Origin of the sequence: Mycolicibacterium doricum, from assembly GCF_010728155.1 — a bacterium.
Taxonomy (GTDB): domain Bacteria; phylum Actinomycetota; class Actinomycetes; order Mycobacteriales; family Mycobacteriaceae; genus Mycobacterium; species Mycobacterium doricum.
On the sequence record NZ_AP022605.1, the window covers coordinates 2,291,721 to 2,309,338 of the forward strand.

7 protein-coding genes and 1 pseudogene are annotated in these 17,618 nt (G+C 67.0%); 1 reads left to right on the forward strand and 7 read right to left on the reverse strand.

The genetic code is table 11. The features are described from left to right. Window positions 1–12: 12 nt before the first annotated feature. The 3 genes and pseudogenes from G6N07_RS11255 to G6N07_RS11265 form a co-directional block, all read right to left on the reverse strand. Window positions 13–975 carry a polysaccharide pyruvyl transferase family protein gene (locus G6N07_RS11255; RefSeq protein ID WP_085187940.1) on the reverse strand — a complete coding sequence of 321 codons (963 nt, stop codon included), beginning with the start codon at window positions 973–975 and terminating at the stop codon, window positions 13–15. A 10-nt stretch (window positions 976–985) separates the two neighbouring features. Continuing rightward, window positions 986–1,854 (reverse strand): annotated as a pseudogene (locus G6N07_RS11260) (UDP-glucose dehydrogenase family protein); the annotation flags it as partial. Window positions 1,855–1,937: 83 nt separating this feature from the next. After that, a complete protein-coding gene (locus G6N07_RS11265; RefSeq protein ID WP_085187937.1) occupies window positions 1,938–5,129 on the reverse strand; it encodes an MMPL/RND family transporter in 3,192 nt (1,063 codons plus the stop codon). 158 nt (window positions 5,130–5,287) lie between these two features. Between G6N07_RS11265 and G6N07_RS11270 the strand changes: the two genes are divergently transcribed. After that, window positions 5,288–6,553, forward strand: coding sequence for a glycosyltransferase (locus tag G6N07_RS11270; RefSeq protein WP_085187694.1), 1,266 nt, complete (start codon window positions 5,288–5,290; stop codon window positions 6,551–6,553). On the opposite strand, the gene G6N07_RS11275 is transcribed toward G6N07_RS11270, so the two are convergent. The 4 genes from G6N07_RS11275 to pks2 all read right to left on the reverse strand — a co-directional run bounded on the left by G6N07_RS11275 (window position 6,535) and on the right by pks2 (window position 17,155). Beyond that, window positions 6,535–7,923 carry a hypothetical protein gene (locus G6N07_RS11275; protein ID WP_085187691.1) on the reverse strand — a complete coding sequence of 463 codons (1,389 nt, stop codon included), beginning with the start codon at window positions 7,921–7,923 and terminating at the stop codon, window positions 6,535–6,537. The two genes, G6N07_RS11270 and G6N07_RS11275, sit on opposite strands and share 19 nt — an antisense overlap. A gap of 13 nt (window positions 7,924–7,936) precedes the next feature. Continuing rightward, window positions 7,937–9,334 (reverse strand): hypothetical protein, encoded by a 1,398-nt coding sequence (locus tag G6N07_RS11280; protein WP_085187935.1) that lies wholly within the window; start codon window positions 9,332–9,334, stop codon window positions 7,937–7,939. Beyond that, a complete protein-coding gene (locus G6N07_RS11285; RefSeq protein ID WP_085187688.1) occupies window positions 9,334–10,800 on the reverse strand; it encodes a condensation domain-containing protein in 1,467 nt (488 codons plus the stop codon). The genes G6N07_RS11280 and G6N07_RS11285 overlap by 1 nt, the downstream gene beginning before the upstream one ends. A 61-nt stretch (window positions 10,801–10,861) precedes the next feature. Continuing rightward, on the reverse strand, window positions 10,862–17,155 hold the full coding sequence (pks2, locus tag G6N07_RS11290) for a sulfolipid-1 biosynthesis phthioceranic/hydroxyphthioceranic acid synthase (RefSeq protein ID WP_085187685.1): 6,294 nt from the start codon (window positions 17,153–17,155) through the stop codon (window positions 10,862–10,864). Between the last annotated feature and the right edge of the window lie 463 nt (window positions 17,156–17,618).

A 17,618-nucleotide genomic window follows, 5' to 3' on the forward strand; every position in this document is an offset into this window, starting at 1 on the left:
TGGTGGCCGCGCTCAGAACACGTATCGGCGGCTGATGCGTTCCGCCAAGGCAGTTTCGGCGGTGATCCACGTCGGGACGAAGGTCGCCATGGGCGCGTTCTTAGTCCAGGCTTCCCAGAGCGCTTGGACCTTGCCGTATCGATCGTTCACCACGATGTGCTCGATTCCGCAGAGTGTGGCGATGACGTGGCCGTGCAGTCGATCGGTTACGAGGAAACGTCCTCTCGATAATGTGCGGATGGCGCAGTCAAGATTCTGTTGCGCGAAGCGGTTCGCCACGGCTGAAGTCAGCACAGGAGACGACAGCTTGTCGGCCACGGAGACAGCACTTCTCCCGAGATTGCGGAGACTGAGGATTCCGGCTTTGTTCCAGTCAACGGTCGGGTGCCCTGAAATCTGTTCACCGGCGGCTTCGTCATCTTGTCGCGCATGCAACACAACCTCTTCGCGAGGTGGTCTCCGTTCGAGGTTCCCGAGAGCGAACGCTGCGTCGGGAACGAGTTCGGTCCGGCAGTCGAATTCCCGGCGGGCAATCACGAGGGACCGGTGGTCGCGCACGAGGAGTGTGAAGTCGCCGTGCAGTGCGACCGCCCGCTTCAACTTTCCCAAGGCGTCTGCGTTCGTCAACTCAATTGACTGTGGCATCTGCACGATCGGCCGGTTGCGGAAGTCGGTCAGGATTCGAAGTCTGAGGTCGTCATGGTGCGGGTAGAGGCCGCCCAGATTGCCCCCACCGTTAATCACAATCGGCCCAGTCGCTTTCAGCTTGTCAGCTCGGTAGGTATGTGACGACGTGGTCGAGCACACCCTGATGCCGAACTCCTCGGCGATCTTGAGACATCCAAGCCAGATCACGTGATCGCCGCAGTTGAAGTGATGCGGGAAATCGACCAGATCCCACTCGGGTACTCCGGCGAAGACGGGCCTCAGGTCGTTCATCAGCCGGTCGCGGATCCGCTCGACGAAATCAGTCAAGGCAGCACCGTCAGACATTGAGATGCCCGCGGCCCAGGCCGTAGACCCGCCAGCCGGCGCTCGTCCAGAGTTCGGCGTCGAGCGCGTTGCGGGTGTCCAACAGGGTCGGTGTCCGTACGGTCGATCGGAGCGCGACCGGGTCCAGATTGCGGTATTCATCCCACTCGGTGGCCAACACGATCAAGTCGGCGTTCCTGCACGCCTCCTGAACGTCGTCACAGTAGGTGAGCGTGGGGAACCCAAATCTGGCGTTGGAAATCGCCTTGGGGTCGTGCATGCGGACATAGGAGCCCTTGAGATGCATGGCGGCCGCGACGTTGAGGGCAGGTGAGTCCCGCACGTCGTCGCTGTCGGGTTTGAACGCCGCTCCGAGCACGGTGATGTTCTTGCCGAGGAAATCCCCGCCGATCAGCGCCCCGGCCACGACACCGCCTTCTCTCGTCGGTGGATGTTGATCTTGTAGACATCGTGAAGGAAGGTCAGCGCTGCCGAGGCGCCCACCTCGCCGGCTCGGGCACTGAACGCTTGGATATCCTTGGGAAGACAGCCACCGCCGAAGCCGAGCCCCGCGTTGAGGGACCTGCGCCCGATCCGACTGTCGTATCCCAGCACCTCGCTGAGGGTGACCACGTCGGCATCGACGGCTTCACACATCTCGGCCATCGCGTTGATGAACGAGATCTTGGTGGCGAAAAACGAATTCGCCGCCACCTTGACCATCTCGGCGGTCGGGAGGTATGTGGTGAGATGCGGTGTACCGGCGTCGAGGAGAGCGGCGTACACCTCGCGCAGCGTCTTCTCAGCGGCCTCGGAGGTCACTCCGAACACCAATCGGTCGGGCTGCAGGGTGTCCTCGATCGTCTTGCCCTCCCGCAGGAATATCCGATGACGCTCACCGTCATGTGATAGCCCCCCCCCTCGAATCTGTTCCTAGACGTGTCATGTGCACTCGAAGCCGGATGTCAGACATCGATGCGAGCCGTCGTCGCCTTTGGCACCTGCTCCGGCAGGCGATCGTCCCGCACCGCGCGGTACGCCTGGGTGACTTCGGCCAGACGCTGACGCACCCGTGCACGCGGACTGCGTGGCAGCAGCGGGACGGTGTCCGCGTCGGCCGCCTCGCCCCGGCGCACCCGCTCCTCGTACTTCGGTTTGGACGGCCACCAGTTCGCATTGCCGATCAGCACAGCGGCGGCCGGCACGGTGACGGTTCGGACGATGAACGTGTCGAGCAGCAACCCGACGCCGATGACGAAGCCGAGCTGGATGACCGTCCCGATGCTGCTCACCGTCAGCGACAACATCGACGCTGCGAAAATCAAACCGGCAGAGGTGATCACACCGCCCGTGGCGCCCACGGTGCGGATGATCCCGGTGCGGATCCCGTCGCGGGATTCCTCGCGTATTCGTGCAATAAGCAACAGGTTGTAGTCGGCGCCGACGGCCACCAGCACCAAGAACGCCATACCCGGCACCGTCCAGGCCAATTCCTGTCCGAGGATGAACTGGAAGAACACCACGCCGATCCCGATCGCGGACACATAGGACAGCACGACGGAGGCGACCAGGTAGATCGGCGCGACGATGGCCCGCAGCAGCAGGACCAGGACCAGGAACACCACCAGAAGTGTGAAGATGATGATGAACCGGATGTCACCGTTGTAGTACTCCCGCAGGTTGGCCTGTACCGGCGAGAAGCCCACCATCGAGATGTCCGCGTTGGCCAGCGTGGTGTTGGGCCTCGCCCCCTCGGCGGCGCCGACGATGTCGTCGACCTGGTCCATCGCCTCGGTCCCGAACGGATCCAGCGCAGTCTGCACCAGGTAGCGTGCGGTGTGCCCGTCCTTCGAGACGAACAGATTCGCGGCCTTCTTGAACTCCGGCTGGGTGAGAAACTGCGGTGGGATGTAGAAACCCGCTTGGTTGGGTTCGGCCGCGTCACGTTTCATCGCCAGTAGGAAGTCCGATGCCTGGTCCAGACCGCCACCGATGTTTTTGGTCTGATCGACCAGCAGCTGCACACCCTCGGCGAGTTGGCGGCTGGAATCGGCCAGCGTGTTTGCCCCTTGAGTGGCCTCGCGGATCTTGTTCTGCACGCCGTTCGGTTCGTCGAGGCCGAGTTCTCGCGCGGCGGCCGTCGCGGTCTTGAGGCTCTTGCTGAGCCCCTGGATCGTTTCGTCGAGGGTCTGATAGCCCTCGGTGTTCTGCAGTTCGCTGCCCAGGTCGGAGATGCTGTTCAGGTAGAGGCTCTCCCGGGTGCTGACGATGCGTCGCATGTCTTCCCGCGAGCTGACGCACTCAGGGTCCGCATCGCAGGTCGGGCTGGTGTCCAACGAGCGCAGCACCGGATCGGCCCACGCATAGATGTCGGTCATCCGGTTGACGTCGACACCGATCGCATCACCGAGATCACGCATGTTCGTCACCAGCCGAGCCGTCCGGTCGATCTCGTCGAGCGTCTTGGCGCCGCCGTACTTGCGCGACATGTCGTCGAGCGCACCGGCCAGCCCGCGCACACTGCCGGCCGCACCGATGACGCCGTCGCGAACCTGGTCCAGGACGTCGGCGAGCTGGTGGGCTCCACCGCTGAGCTGGTTGAGGTTGGTGTCGTTGTCTACGATGAGGGTCGACGCCTCGTCGAGCTTCCCGCCCACCTCACCGGCCTGGTAGGTGGCCTTGGCCTGTTCGAGCACCTCCCCCGTCGGCCGGGTGATACCGCGCACCATGTCAATGTCGGGCAGCGCGGCGATCCGCTGCGCCATCTCCTCCATGTCGGCGAGCGAACGCGGCGATCGCAGATCCTGATCAGGCGCCTGGACCACGACGAATTGCTGCATCGTGGTGCTGATCGGGAAGTGGTCGTCCATCGCCTGGTAAGCCAGGTTGCTCTCCGAGTCGGCGGGCAGCGCCTTGCGATCGTCGTAGTTGAACTTGACGAACCCGGCGCACGCCGCCAGAACGATCAGCACGGCGAGGCTGCCGACCAGATGGGCGACCGGCCTGCGGACGATCTGAATCCCTGAGCGGCGCCAAAACCGACCGGTCAAATCCTTGCGGGGCTTGACCCAGCCGCGCCGCCCGGCGAGCACGATGAGCGACGGCAGCAACGTGATCGAGGCCAGGAACCCGATAGCGATCGTCACCGACAGCGCCGGGCCCACGGTGGCGAAGACGCCGAGGGTGGTGAACGCCAGCCCGATGAACGCGATGGCCGTGGTCGCCGCGGACCCGGCGACCACCTTGCCGATCGTCACCAGGGCGCCCACCATGGCCTCGTCGGACTCCATCCCTTCCCGGATGAGTTCGTGGTAGCGACTGAAGAAGAAGATCGAGAAGTCGGTACCGGCCCCCATCAGCATGCCGGTCATCAAGACGATGGTCTGCGGTCCCAATCCGAGTCCGAGTTCGCCGAGTCCGGCCACCGCCTGGTTGGCCACGCCGAGCGCCAGACCGATCGTCAATAGTGGGATCAGCATCCCGATGATGCTGCGGTAGACGATCAGCAGAATCGTAAAAATCGTTCCGATCGTGGCGATCTCGATCACCCGCTGGTCGCGCGCACCGATGGCGTTGATGTCCTCCAGCGTCGCCGCCGCGCCCACCATGTTGGCCTGCAGCGAGGTGTCGGCGGTCGTCTCCTTGACGATCTCGCCCGCGGCGCGGTACGCCGCCTGCCCCTTCGGCGTGCCCATGCTGCCGACGAGGCTCACCGGAAGGTTCCAGGCCTGGCCGTCCTTGCTCGTCATCACCTCCCGGAGTTGGGGTGTCGACACGAAATCCTGCGTGCTGATCACATGTTCTTCGTCGGCCTTTAGCCGTTCGACGAGTTCCTTGTACGTCTGCTCGTCCTCGGGCGACAACCCGTTGGGGTTGCTGAGGATGACGACGTTGAGATTGCTGGTGTTGGTCTCCTCGGCCCCCTTGAACGCCTCGCTCATCTCCCGGCTGTCGACCATGACCGACGCGTCCTTCGGCAGGAACTCCGGAGGGTTCTTCTGCGACACGACGGCCAGCGGCGGGATGAGCAGGAAGAGCGTCACGGCGGTCGCCACCCAGGCGACAATGATGAGGACGGGGTGGCGGACGATGAACCGCCCGAGGAGCGGAAGTCCCCCGTCTGCAAACGCACCACGGAGCTTGGTGCGATCGAGCATGATTTTCACGCTACACGGCTCACTGGACCAAAACCCTTGACGCAATCGCGCTCAGCGCACGTCGCCGGTCTCATCGCCGAGCACCGACCGAAAAAATCCATGTTGTAATCGGGTGTGCACTTCTCGTCGTCACACGCGCTGCCCGGAAGCGAGCGCCTGTGAGATTCGTGGTCGCCGTCCACGGCACACGGGGCGATGTCGAACCCTGCGCCGCCGTCGGGCTCGAACTCGCCCGGCGCGGACACGAGGTGTGTACTGCCGTGCCGCCCAACCTCGTTTCCTTCGTCGAGGAATGTGGACTCGGCGTTCCGGTCTCCTACGGGGTCGACTCGCAGCAGCAGCTCGACGCGGACGTCTTCCGCGAGTGGTACCGACTGCGAAATCCGATGACGGTACTGCGCGAAGCACGCGAGTACGTCGTCGAGGGCTGGGCGGAGATGAGCCGCTCGCTCGACACGCTCGCCGACGACGCCGACCTGATCCTGACCGGGACGACGTATCAGGAGCTCGCCGCCAACATCGCTGAGGCGCACCAGATCCCGCTGGCGGCGCTGCACTACTTCCCGGTGCGTCCGAGCACCGAGGTACTGCCCGTGCCCGTACCCTCGGCCCTGGCCGGCCGGGTGTGGGGCGTTGTCGAGTGGGCACACTGGCGGGTGCTCAAGGGCGCAGAGGACGAGCAGCGACGCGAGCTGGGTCTTCCCCCGGCTGGCACCCGCGCGGTGCAGCGCATGATTGACAGCGGCGCACTGGAAATCCAGGCATACGACCAGGTCTTCTTTCCCGGCCTCGCACAGGAGTGGGGTCCGCGGCGACCTCTGGTGGGCGGAATCACTCTCGAGAAGAACACCGCCGCCGACGGCGACGTGGTCTCGTGGATCGCCGCCGGAACGCCGCCGATCTACTTCGGATTCGGCAGTATGCCGGTGAAGTCTCCCGCCGACGCGCTGGCGATGATCGACGCGGCGTGTGCCGATCTGGGCGAGCGGGCGCTGATCTGCTCGGGGGTGTGGGACCTCGACGAGCTGCCGCAGGCCAACCATGTGAAGATCGTCCGCAGCGTCAACCACGCGGCGGTCTTCCCGCTGTGCCGCGCCGTGGTTCACCACGGTGGCGCAGGGACGACGGCAGCCGGTGTCCGCGCCGGGGTGCCGACGTTGGTGCTGTGGGTGGGCGCCGAACAGCCGATCTGGGGCTGGCGGGTCAAACGCCTCGGTGTGGGCGATTACCAACGGTTCTCGTCCACCACGCGCAAGTCGCTTCGCCAGGCCCTGCGCAGGGTTCTCGACCCGCGGTACGCCGAGCGCGCGCGCGAGGTCGCCGTGGCGATGGCGAAACCGGCCACGAGTGTGGGTACCGCGGCCGACCTTCTCGAAGATGCGGCGCGTCAGGGGCGCCGGCATGATCAGACCATCTCGCCGTAGAGGTCGAACTCGGCCAGCGTGAGCATCGTGAGGTCGCGCAGACGGCGTTTGGTGTTGGTACCGCCCGCTTGGTAGGACACGATTCCCAGTGAGATTACGTCGCCGAGGCGCACACTCGCCACGACCAATTGCCCACGCGCCCGCTCGATCTGGTCGCGCGTGAGGTTCTGGTCGACACCGCGCAGCATGAAGTACTCGGCGTCGGTGCCGTCGGGACGCCCTACCGCGGGGTCGAGTTCGCCGAGGTTGGAGCACGACACCGGCAGGTCGCCGAACATCACGTCGGTCGCGCGCTTGACGGCCCGCTTCGGTACGAACGGGTTGAGCGGCAGCAGGGCGAACGTCTCGTCGGGCGCTTCACGAAGCGTCTTGATGGCGTGTCGGATCGCCGTGCGGGTGTCCGTGAGATCAACGGTGACCCGCGCGGGATCGACGCATGCATTGGTCAACGCAACGGCATTCGCGCGGGTGTCCTCGGTGGTGCGCTCGCTGATCGCGATCAGTAGCGACACCGCGCCGTCGTCGGGGCGGTGGCGCCCCGTGCGTTCGGCCAGCCGAGCCGTGAAACCGGCCAGCAGCGAATACGTCGTGCCGTTGCGTTTCTTCGCACACGAATCCCAGTGCGCGGCGTCGATGAAGGCGTTGATCACCGGGATGGTCACGGACTCGCCGCGGTCGGCGACGGTCAGGGCCGAGTGCGTCTCACCGCTCTTCACGACGTCGTGGCGGCGCCGATACGCCAACCGCGCCGCCGCGGAAAGCGTCCGGCCTACCTCCGACATGTCGCGCACCGTCTGGCGGGTGTCGGAGCGCAGCGCCTCGAGCGCGGAACGTGAACGAGGGGCGGCATAGTGCAGGTGGCGGGTGCGACCTTCGGCGGCGTCGGCGACCGAGCGCAGCAGTCCGATGCCGTCTGTGACGCAGTGCGAGGCCACCAGGGTGATCGCCGTCGACCCGTCGTCCATCGGCAGGACGCCGAGGTGCCAGCTCGGACCGAGCGCCGGGTCGATCGGCACCGCTGACCGCTCGTCGATCCAGTCGCTGAGGGCCGTGCGCGGTCGCGGCCGGGACATCGCGGGCCGACCCGCCCTGGCGCTCACCCACCGATGCCGGCCGAAGGGGAGGATGGACGGCTCGATGCGTCTGCCGAGCAGGCTGTGGTCGAGATTGGCGTGGAAGCTGTGCAGGGCTGCGAGGTCCACGGGATGCTCGTACACCCACACCGCCTGAGCCAGCTTGCCGACTCCGGTCGCCCGCTGCTGCAGGTAGGCCGCCTGGTCGATGTAGGCGAGCCGGTGGTCGCTTGCTCGGGCAGGGCCGGATTCTCGTGGTTCGACCGTCACCCGCGTGGGCCGCGTCTGAATCGCCATCGGTGCCGGCCCCTCAGATGACCGCGGCAGTCAGACCGAAGTCCGCCAGCGCCGCCGTGGCCAGTTCCCGTAGACGGGGTTTGGAATTCGTGGCGCCGGGCTGGTACCCGATCACCGCGATGGAGATCTTGTCGCCGACCCTGGCGCCGATCACGGTGAGCAGACCGCGACGTTGCTCGAGCACCGAGCGGGGGATGAAGCTGTCCACGCCCCGCAGGATCACGTACTCCGCGTCGGTGCCGTCAATGCGGCCGATGTCGGGCGGGAGCTCACCAAGATTCGAACACGAGACGGGCAGGTCGGAGAACCCGAAAGCCACGTTGGCGGTGGACTTCACGGCGCGCTTCGGGATGAACGGTGTCAACGGTAGAAGCGCCAGGGTCTCGTCGGGCTCTTCGCCCAGCGCCTTGAGCGCCTGTTTGATCCTCGCCCGCACGCCGGAGAGGTCACTGGTGACCCCGCGCGGATCGATCCTGGCGTTGGCCAGCTTCACCGCGTTCGCGCGGGTGTCCTCCAGCGAGCGGTCGTTGATCGGGATGATGAACGGCACTAATCCGTCGCCGGGCTGACGACGACCGATCCGCTCGGACAGCGTGGCGGCGAATCCTGCCAGCAGCGAATAGCTGTTGCCGCCCAGCGCCGCGGCCCGCGCGTCCCAATCGTCTCCGTCGACGAAGAGCGAAACCGACGGCACCACAACGTGTTCCTGACCGACGAAGACGTTCGCGGTTTTGTCCGACCGCGGGAAGTCCTTACGCCTCCGGTAGGCAAGCCTGACCGCGGCGAGCAGTGTCCGCGCCACCTCGGGGGCGTCGCGCAGCGTCTGGCGGGCGTCGGCGGCCAGGCCGCGCATCCGGGTGCGCACACCGGGCATCGGGTATCCGAAGTCCGGGGTGCTGCCGGTGACGGCGTTGAAGACGGTCAGCAGCGCACCGCCCCCGTCCCCGATGCAGTGCGATCCCACCAGGCTGATGGCGGTGGACCCGTCGGTCATCGGCAGCACGCCCATGTGCCACGCCGGACCCCACTCCGGGTCGACCGGCAACTGCGCGCGCTCGTCGATCCAGTCGCTCAACTCCGCACGCGGACGTGGGTTCTGCTCGATGTCCATCCTCGACGGCGGTCCCAGTGAGGACACCCAGCGGTGACGGCCGAACGGCAGGGGCGACGGTTCGATGCGCCTGCCCGCCAGCCCGTAACCGAAGTTGTGGTGGAACCGGCGCAGACCCTCCAGATCGACCGCGCGCTGGTAGACCCACACGCACTGCATGACGGCGGCCTGTCCGGTCGCCCGCAGGCCGAGGAACAGGGCTTGATCGAGATACGACAGCCGATCGTCGGGTCGCTCTTCGATTTTGCTGGCGTGACTGCGAAAAGACCTGCGCGCCGGACTGATCTGCGTCGACAACATCACCCTCCGACTACGGGAACCAATTCGTCGCGCGGGCGCACGGCGGCACCGTGCCGACCGGCCAGCGGTGCCGCTGCGCCACCGTCCGCCACGCGCAGGTACCACGACGTCATCACCTGCAGGTACCGGTTGATCGACTCCCTGGCAACCGGGTTGTCCGGGAAGGCCACGGTCACCGTCGTTTGGCGCTCGGTGCGGTTGACCCACATCCCCACCTGGAAGGCCGCGCGCGCGTCACTGTAGACCTTGCCGTTCATCCCCTCCCACTGGGCGATGACGCTCGGCGACAGGGGCGGAAGTCCGGCATCGAGGTAGGACACCATCGGCACACCCGGATCGGCAGGGCGAACGCCCACCGACTCGGCGAGTTCGAGCACCCGCTCGAACGGCACGTGGGAGAGGTCCAGCCCGGAGTCGAAGGACTTCTGCGCCGAACGGGCGGTGTCCCCGAAGCTGTTTCGGTCCACCGACACCGTGACCGGCACCAGCCCGGTGAACCAGCCCGTGGTCATGAACTCGGCCGGGGTGCGCCGCGTGGTCGTCGGGGTGATGGTGTGGTACTCCGAGTTGCCGGTGAATTCTTGGTCGGTCAGCGCCGCGCAGGCGAAAACGCCACCGATAAACCGCGCGTCGGCGGCGTTGCAGGCCGCTTCGAACCGCTCGCCCTGCTGCTTGTCCAGCAGTCGCACGGTAAGCAGTTCTCCAGCGCAGGGTTCGGCTGGATCGCCGAGCGGCAGCGGGAAGTGCGGCAGCGTGCCGTCGTTGTTCTGGGCGAACCGCACCCAGTCCCGTACCTCCGGTGATTCCAGCGTCAGCGAGTCCGTGTACTTGCGCTGACGGACGCAGTAGTCGTCGTAGCTGCCGGCATCGGGCAGTTTCAACGGGGCCCCGCCACCGACGAGGGTCGCGTACATCATGTGGATCTCGACGAGCACCAGGCCCATGAACATGGCATCGGTGTGCACGTGGTCGACGCTGATGTAGAAGGTGAAGTGGTCCGCACGCTGGATGATGCCGAAACCGAAGCAGTCCCACTGCAACGGATCCGGGGTGGCCAGGACATGACGGCGCCACTCGTCGGCGGTCACTTCGCCGTGCTGGGTGGGCACGAACCTGATGTCACGCGGAGTACGGATCGTGCGCCGGATGACGTCGTCGGCCTCGGTGAACTCGAACCGGCTGTGGTACGTGTCGTGGCGGCCGATGTAGGCGTTGATGACGTGGGTCATCGCGCGGAGGTCGCACTGACCCGGCATGTCCCAGGCCGGGATGTTCAACCGGGCCATGTCCGTGCCCTGCGACAGGTGTCTGCGGTACCCCCGGATGTGCTGCTCCTGTTGGTAACTCACCGGCACCGGGCTGATCGGTGCATCAGCCATCTTGGCCAGCGACGTCGCCGACGGATTCCAGGAGACCAGCGTACCGGGGGCGCCGATCCAGTCATGGATCGCTTTGATGGCAACCATCAGACCTCCCGTTCTTCATGTGTGTTCACGGGCGACTTCGTCGACGCCATGTCAGCCGTGCTCACGACGAGCTCGATGTGGCCGATTCACCGGCGAGCGTGTCGGCAAGGCGCTGAGCGAGCGCCCGAACGGTGGTGATGTCGGTCGATCCGATGCGGATACCCGTCTCGTTCTCGATGCGGGTACGCACCTCCAGCGTGCCGAGCGAGTCCAAGCCGTACTCGGACAGTGGCCGGTCGGCGTCGACCGACCGGCGCAGGATCAGTCCGATCTGGTCGGCGACCAGCTTGCGCAACCGGCCCGGCCACTGCTCCTGTGGCAGCTCGAAGAGCTCGGTGAGGAACGCGCTCGTGCCGGCGTTACCCTGGCCGATCGACGAGAAGGCCTCGGCGAACTTGCTGGTCTGCGCGAACGCGGTCAGCCACCGAGCGCCGGCAACCGGCGCATATCCGCAGTAGCCGCGGTCATAGCGCAGCAGCGCGTCGAAGGCGTCGGCGCCGTCGTCGGGCAGGATCGCCAACGCGGTGTCCTCGGCCATCCCCTGGCCCTTGCCGATCTCCGCCCACGCGCCCCAGGCGATCGAGGAGGCAGGCAGTCCCTGCGTCCTGCGCCAATGCGTGAACGCATCGAGCCAGCTGTTGGCGGCGGCGTAGGCGCCCTGGCCCGGAGAACCCACCATCGCGGCTGCCGAGGAGAACGAACAGAACCAGTCCAGAAGGTGGCCCTGCCCCGAATCCCGCAGCGCGGTGTGCAGGTTCCACGCGCCGTAGACCTTGGGAGCCCAGTCGCGGTGGAGCAGCTCGTCGGTGATGTTGGGCAGCGTCGCGTCCTCGACGACGGCGGCGGCGTGCAGCACACCGCGCACCGGCAGGCCGGTGGCGGTCGCCGCGGCGACCGCGCGCTGCGCGGTGGCCGGATCGGCGATGTCGCCGAGCGTCACCTCGACCTCGGTACCGCGGGCACGGATGCGGTCGATCACGCCAGCCGCTCGCGCGCTCGGGGCCGACCGGCCGTTGAGCACGATCCGGCCGCACCCTCCCGCGGCCATCCTCTCGGCCAGGAACAGTCCGAGCCCGCCCATACCGCCGGTGACGACGTAGGCGCCGTCGCCACGGAAGACCTCGGCGTTCTGCGGCGGCACCACGGCGGTGCTCTGCCCGGTGTTCGGGACGTCGAGCACCAACTTGCCGATGTGTCCGGCCGCGCCCATCACGCGGATCGCGGTCGCACCCTCGGCCAGCGGGTAGTGCGTAGTCTTCGGCAGCGGCAGCACTTCGTCAGCGATCTGCTGATAGATCGTCTCCAGCAGGCGTCGCATGGTGTCCGGGTTGGTCAGCGTCAACAGCGCCAGGTCGACGGCATAGAACGCCAGGTTGCGCCGGAACGGGAACAGACCCATCTTGCTGTCGCCGTAGATGTCGCGCTTGCCGATCTCGACGAAGCGGCCACCGAAGGACAGCAGTTCCAGACCCGCACGCTGCGCGGCGCCCGGCAACGAGTTCAGCACGATATCGACACCATAGCCAGCCGTATCCGTACGGATCTCGTCGGCGAACGCGCTGCTGCGGGAGTCGTAGACGTGCTCGATCCCCCAGTCGCGCAATAGCTTGCGCCGCTCGGGGCAACCCGCGGTGGCGAAGATCTCCGCACCCGCCGCCTTGGCGATCGCAACCGCGGCCTGGCCGACACCGCCGGTCGCGGAGTGGATCAGCACCTTGTCGCGAGCCCCGATGCGAGCCAGGTCGTGCAGGCCGTACCAGGCGGTGGCGTGCGCGCTGGGCACCGCGGCCGCCCGGTGCTCGGGGACACCCGCGGGCAGTTTGACTGCCAGGTTGGCGTCGCAGGTGAGGAACGTCGCCCAGGCGCCGTTGGCCGAGATGCCCGCCACCCGGTCGCCGACCCGGTGTTCGGTGACACCCGGTCCGACACCGGTGACCACACCGGCGAAGTCGGCGCCCAGCTTCGGCAGCCGGCCTTCGAAGCTCGGGTAGCGGCCGTAGGCGACGAGCACGTCGGCGAAGTTGAGGTTCGACGCCGTCACCGAGACCTCGATCTCACCCGGCCCCGGCGGCACCCGGTCGAACGCGGTCAGTTCCAGCGACTGCAGGTCTCCCGGGGTGCGGATCTGCAGCCGCACGCCGTCGGTTTCGTGGTCGACCACGGTGGTGCGGCGCTCCTCCGGCCGCAGTGGGCTCAGAGCCAGTCGCGCGACGTAGAACTCGCCACCGCGCCAGGCGGTTTCGTCTTCCTCCGAACCGGACAGCAGCTGTGCGGCGACAGCCGCGGCATCGGTGGCGGCATCGAGGTCGACCTGGGTCGGCCGCAGCGCCGGGTGCTCCATGGCGAGCACGCGCATGAGACCGCGCAGGCCGGCCTGCTCGAGGTTGGGGACGTCGTCGGCGAGCACGGTCTGCGCATTACGGGTCAGTACGAACAGCCGCGGCGGCGCGCCGGGGATCTCCGGCAGTTCGCGCGCGATGCGGACCAGATGGCGGACGTGGTCGGCGCCCAGCGCCGGTGCGTCGTCCCCCGAAGCGGCGTCTGTGAGCGAGGGAGCGGTCACCACGGCCACACCGCTGTGGTGGTCGGCGATGAGCTGGTCGCGCACCTGTGTGGCGATCCCGGCATGGTCGGCGTGCTCGCTGTCGACCGGCCACACCGTCGTGGTCACCTTGGCGTCGGACACGCTGAGGGCGGCGGCGAACCGGGCCGCCTCCGGCTGCGCATCGGTCGACGTGGCGATGAGCAGCCAGCGTCCGGACTCGACATGGTCGGCCTCCGGCCGGTCCTGGGCACGCCAGTCGATGGTCAGCAGCCGATCGTTGAGCAGCCGCTCGCGGTGTCCGCCCGCGGTGGCGCCGCTGCCGAGGCGAAGACCCTCCACGGTGAGCAGCACCGCACCATCCTCGTCGAGCACCTCGATGTCGGCCTCGACGGCGGCGGCGCTCACGTTGGTGACCGCGACATAGCAGTAGTGCGCGTTGCGCGTGGAAGCGTGCGCACTGAGCCGGCGCACGCCGAGCGGCAGCATCAGCGTCCCAGTGACGTCGGCCTGCAGGGCGGAGTGTGCGCCGACGGCCTGAAAGCAGGCGTCGAGCAGCGCGGGATGGATGCCGTATGCGCCCTGCTGTGAACGGATTGTGCCGGGCAGTGCCACCTCGGCGAGGACGGTGTTGCCGCCGTCGTCGCGGGTGTGGGCGGCAACCAGACCAGAGAAGGCCTGCCCGTAGGAGATGCCGCGTTCGGCGAACCACGCGTGCAGGTCGTCGCCTTCGCGCCGGTCGGGATGTGCGGTCAGCAGTGCGTCGACGTCGTAGGCGGCCGGGGTCTGGGCGGCGTCCTCACCGCGCAGGACGGCGGTGGCCCGCCGCACCTCCGCACCCTCGTCGTAGGTCGCCGCCACGAAGTCGGCCACACCGGGACATTTCACGGTGGCGACCGAGGAGACCGGTGTCTGCTCCTCAAGCAGCAGCATTGCCTCGAAGGTGATGTCTCGGACCTCGGCGGAGTCACCGAAGACGGTGCGTGAGGCGGCGAGCGCCATCTCGCAGTACGCCGCACCGGGCAGCGCCGCGACGTTGTGGACCTTGTGGTCGCCCAGCCATGGCTGGGTCGTGGTGCCCACGTCGACCTGCCATACGTGGCGTTCCGGCTGCTCCGGGAGCCGCACGTGCGCGCCGAGCAGCGGGTGCACCGCCACTGTCGAGCCGCCCTGCGCCTGTTCCTGGCTGTCGCGGCTCAGCATCAGGTGGATGTGGGTCCAGGTGGGCAGCGGTGCGTCGACCAGACGCCCGTCGGGGTAGATCACCGAGAAGTCCACTGCCCCACCGGCGTTGTGGACGTCGGCGACGAAGCCCAGCAGACCGTCGGGCGGCTCCTGCTCACGACGCATCGCGGCCAGTGCGGCGAGGCTCATGTCGAGGCTGCGGCCGGTCTGGTCGACAGCGTGGGTCAGCAGTGGGTGCGGGGCGAGTTCGCCGAACACCCGGAACCCGTCCTCGAGCGCCGCCTGCACGGCCGCGGAGAACCGCACCGCGTGCCGCAGGTTGTCCACCCAGTAGTAGGCGTCGAACTCGGCCGGATCACGCGGATCGTAAAGCGTGGCCGAGTAATACGGGATCTCGGGCTCCATCGGCTCGATGTCCTCGAGCGCCTCGATGAGCTCGTCGAGGATCGGGTCGACCTGCGGCGAATGGGACGCCACGTCGACGGCAACCTCGCGGGCCATCACACCGCGCGCGTCCCACTCGGCGACGAGTTCTCCGATGGCGTCCTTGGCACCACCGACCACGGTGGACTGCGGAGAGGCCACGACGGAGAGCACCACATCGCTGATACCGCGGGCGGCCAACTCCGAAAGCACTTGTTGCGCGGGCAGTTCCACCGACGCCATCGCACCCGAGCCGGCGATACGCGCCATCAGCCGGGACCGGCGGCAGATCACCTTGGCGCCGTCCTCCAGCGACAGGCCGCCGGCGACGACAGCCGCGGCCGACTCACCCATCGAGTGGCCGATGACGGCCCCGGGGGTGACCCCGTAGGACTTCATGGTGGCCGCGAGCGCTACCTGCACGGCGAACACCGTCGGCTGCACGCGGTCGATCCCGGTGACCTTCTCCGGTGCGGACATCGCCTCGGTGACCGAGAAGCCGGACTCACGGGCGATCAGCGGTTCGAGTTCGGCCACGGCGGCGGCGAACACCGACTCGGTGGCCAGCAGGCCTTTGCCCATCCCGGCCCACTGCGAGCCCTGACCGGAGAACACCCACACCGGACCGCGCTCGCCGTTGGCGACCGCGGGCTGGTAGGGCGTCTGTCCGTCGGCGATCTCACGCAGCGCCTTGATCAGCTCTTCACGGGTGCCGGCACTGACGGTGGTGCGCATCGGGCGGTGCCCACGCCGGCGCGCCAAAGTGTAGGCGAGATCGCGGAGGTCTCCACCGGACTGGGCGTCCACCCAGTCGGCCAGGCGTGCTGCGGTGCGCCGTAGCTCTTCGGCCGAGGTGGCCGACAGCGGGAAGAGCATCGCTTTGTCGGTGGGCTCGACCGCCCGCGCCGGGGCTTCTGGAGCCTGCTGGAGGACGGTGTGCACATTGGTGCCGGAGAGCCCGTAGGAGGAGACGGCGGCGCGCCGGGGCTGTTGGTTACCGAGCGGCCAGGGGGTGATCTCCCGCGGAATGAACAGCTTGGTGCTGATGCGTGCCATCTCGTCGGGCATGCGTGTGTAGTGCAGGTTCTGCGGCACGGTTGCGTGCTGCAGGGACAGGATCGCTTTCATCATGCCGACGGCGCCCGAGGCGGACTGGCCGTGGCCGAAGTTGGTCTTCACCGCACCGAGGGCGCACGGCGCGTCGACGCCGTACACCTGCGCGAGGCCGGCGTACTCGATCGGGTCACCGACCGGGGTTCCGGTGCCGTGCGCCTCGACCATGCCCACCGTCGCGGGATCCATGCCGGCAGCGGCCAGTGCGGCCCGGTAGACCGAGACCTGCGCATCGCGGGACGGCGTGGCGATGTTGACCGTATGACCGTCCTGGTTGGCGGCCGAACCCTTGACCACGGCAAGGATGCGGTCCCCGTCACGCTCGGCGTCCGCGAGCCGCTTGAACATGAGGATCACCGAAGCCTCGCCGGAGACGAACCCGTCGGCGTCCACGTCGAAGGCGTGGCAGTGGCCGGTCGGCGAGAGCATCCCCTGAGCTGAGCCGGAGGACATCTTGCGCGGCTCCAGCATGATCGAGACCCCACCGGCGAGCGCCATGTCGCTCTCGCCGTCGTGCAGGCTGCGGCAGGCCATGTGGACGGCCAGAAGGCTCGACGAGCAGGCAGAGTCGACGGTGTACGCGGGACCATGCAAGCCCATGGCGTAGGAGATGCGGCCGGAGGCGAGGCTGTAGTTGTTGCCGGTGAAGCCGTAGGGTCCTTCGATGGCGTTGGCGTCGGCGGCCACGAGCTGGTAGTCACCGTGCGTCATACCGATGAAGACACCGGTCAGTGATTCGTTCAGGGTGCCGGGATCCATGCCGGCGTGCTCGACGGCTTCCCAGGCAGTCTCGAGTAGTAGCCGGTGCTGCGGGTCGATGGCTGTCGCTTCACGCTCGCTGATACCGAAGAACTCGGCATCGAAGCCGGCCACGTCGTCGAGGAAGGCGCCCCACTTCGACACCGATCGTCCCGGTACGCCGGGCTCGGGGTCGTAGAACTCCTCGGCATCCCACCGGTCCAGCGGGACCTCGGCGACGAAGTCGTCGCCGCGCAGCAGCGCCTCCCATAACCGCTCAGGGGAGTCGATTCCCCCGGGCAGCCGGCAGGCCATTCCGATGATGGCGATGGGAGTGACCGGTGCATCGACCACGTGTACAAACCTCTTCTGGGAACGGGATACGTGAAGTGTCGGGACGGCTTGAAAATCGATAGGTTCGCAAATTCAGCACTTCTCGGCGTGCTCCGTCCGCTCCCCTCTACGTCTCTACGGCGTTCGTTGGCGCCGAGTCGGAGCGTAACCGCTAGAGCCGACTCAGGTGCACGTACCGAGCAAATCTTTCTAGGCTGTGGCCAAATCAATGTTCGCGGCCAAAACGTTACACGAGCAAGGTCAACACCGCAGTCTCACGTACCTGCAGTGCCTATGAACTGCGGTTATTCCGCTATTTGACATTGGTGTCGAACTTGGCGCTTTCTTGGGTTCTTCTCATGTTCTTCGCTATGCAAAAAGTCAGCAAACTTTAAAGGGAAGCTATTGTCGTTGCTGTAAATGAATCGACAGTGCCAAATCCTGATGGTCAGCCGGACGGCATCCGGCGTGGCCGATCTTGTTT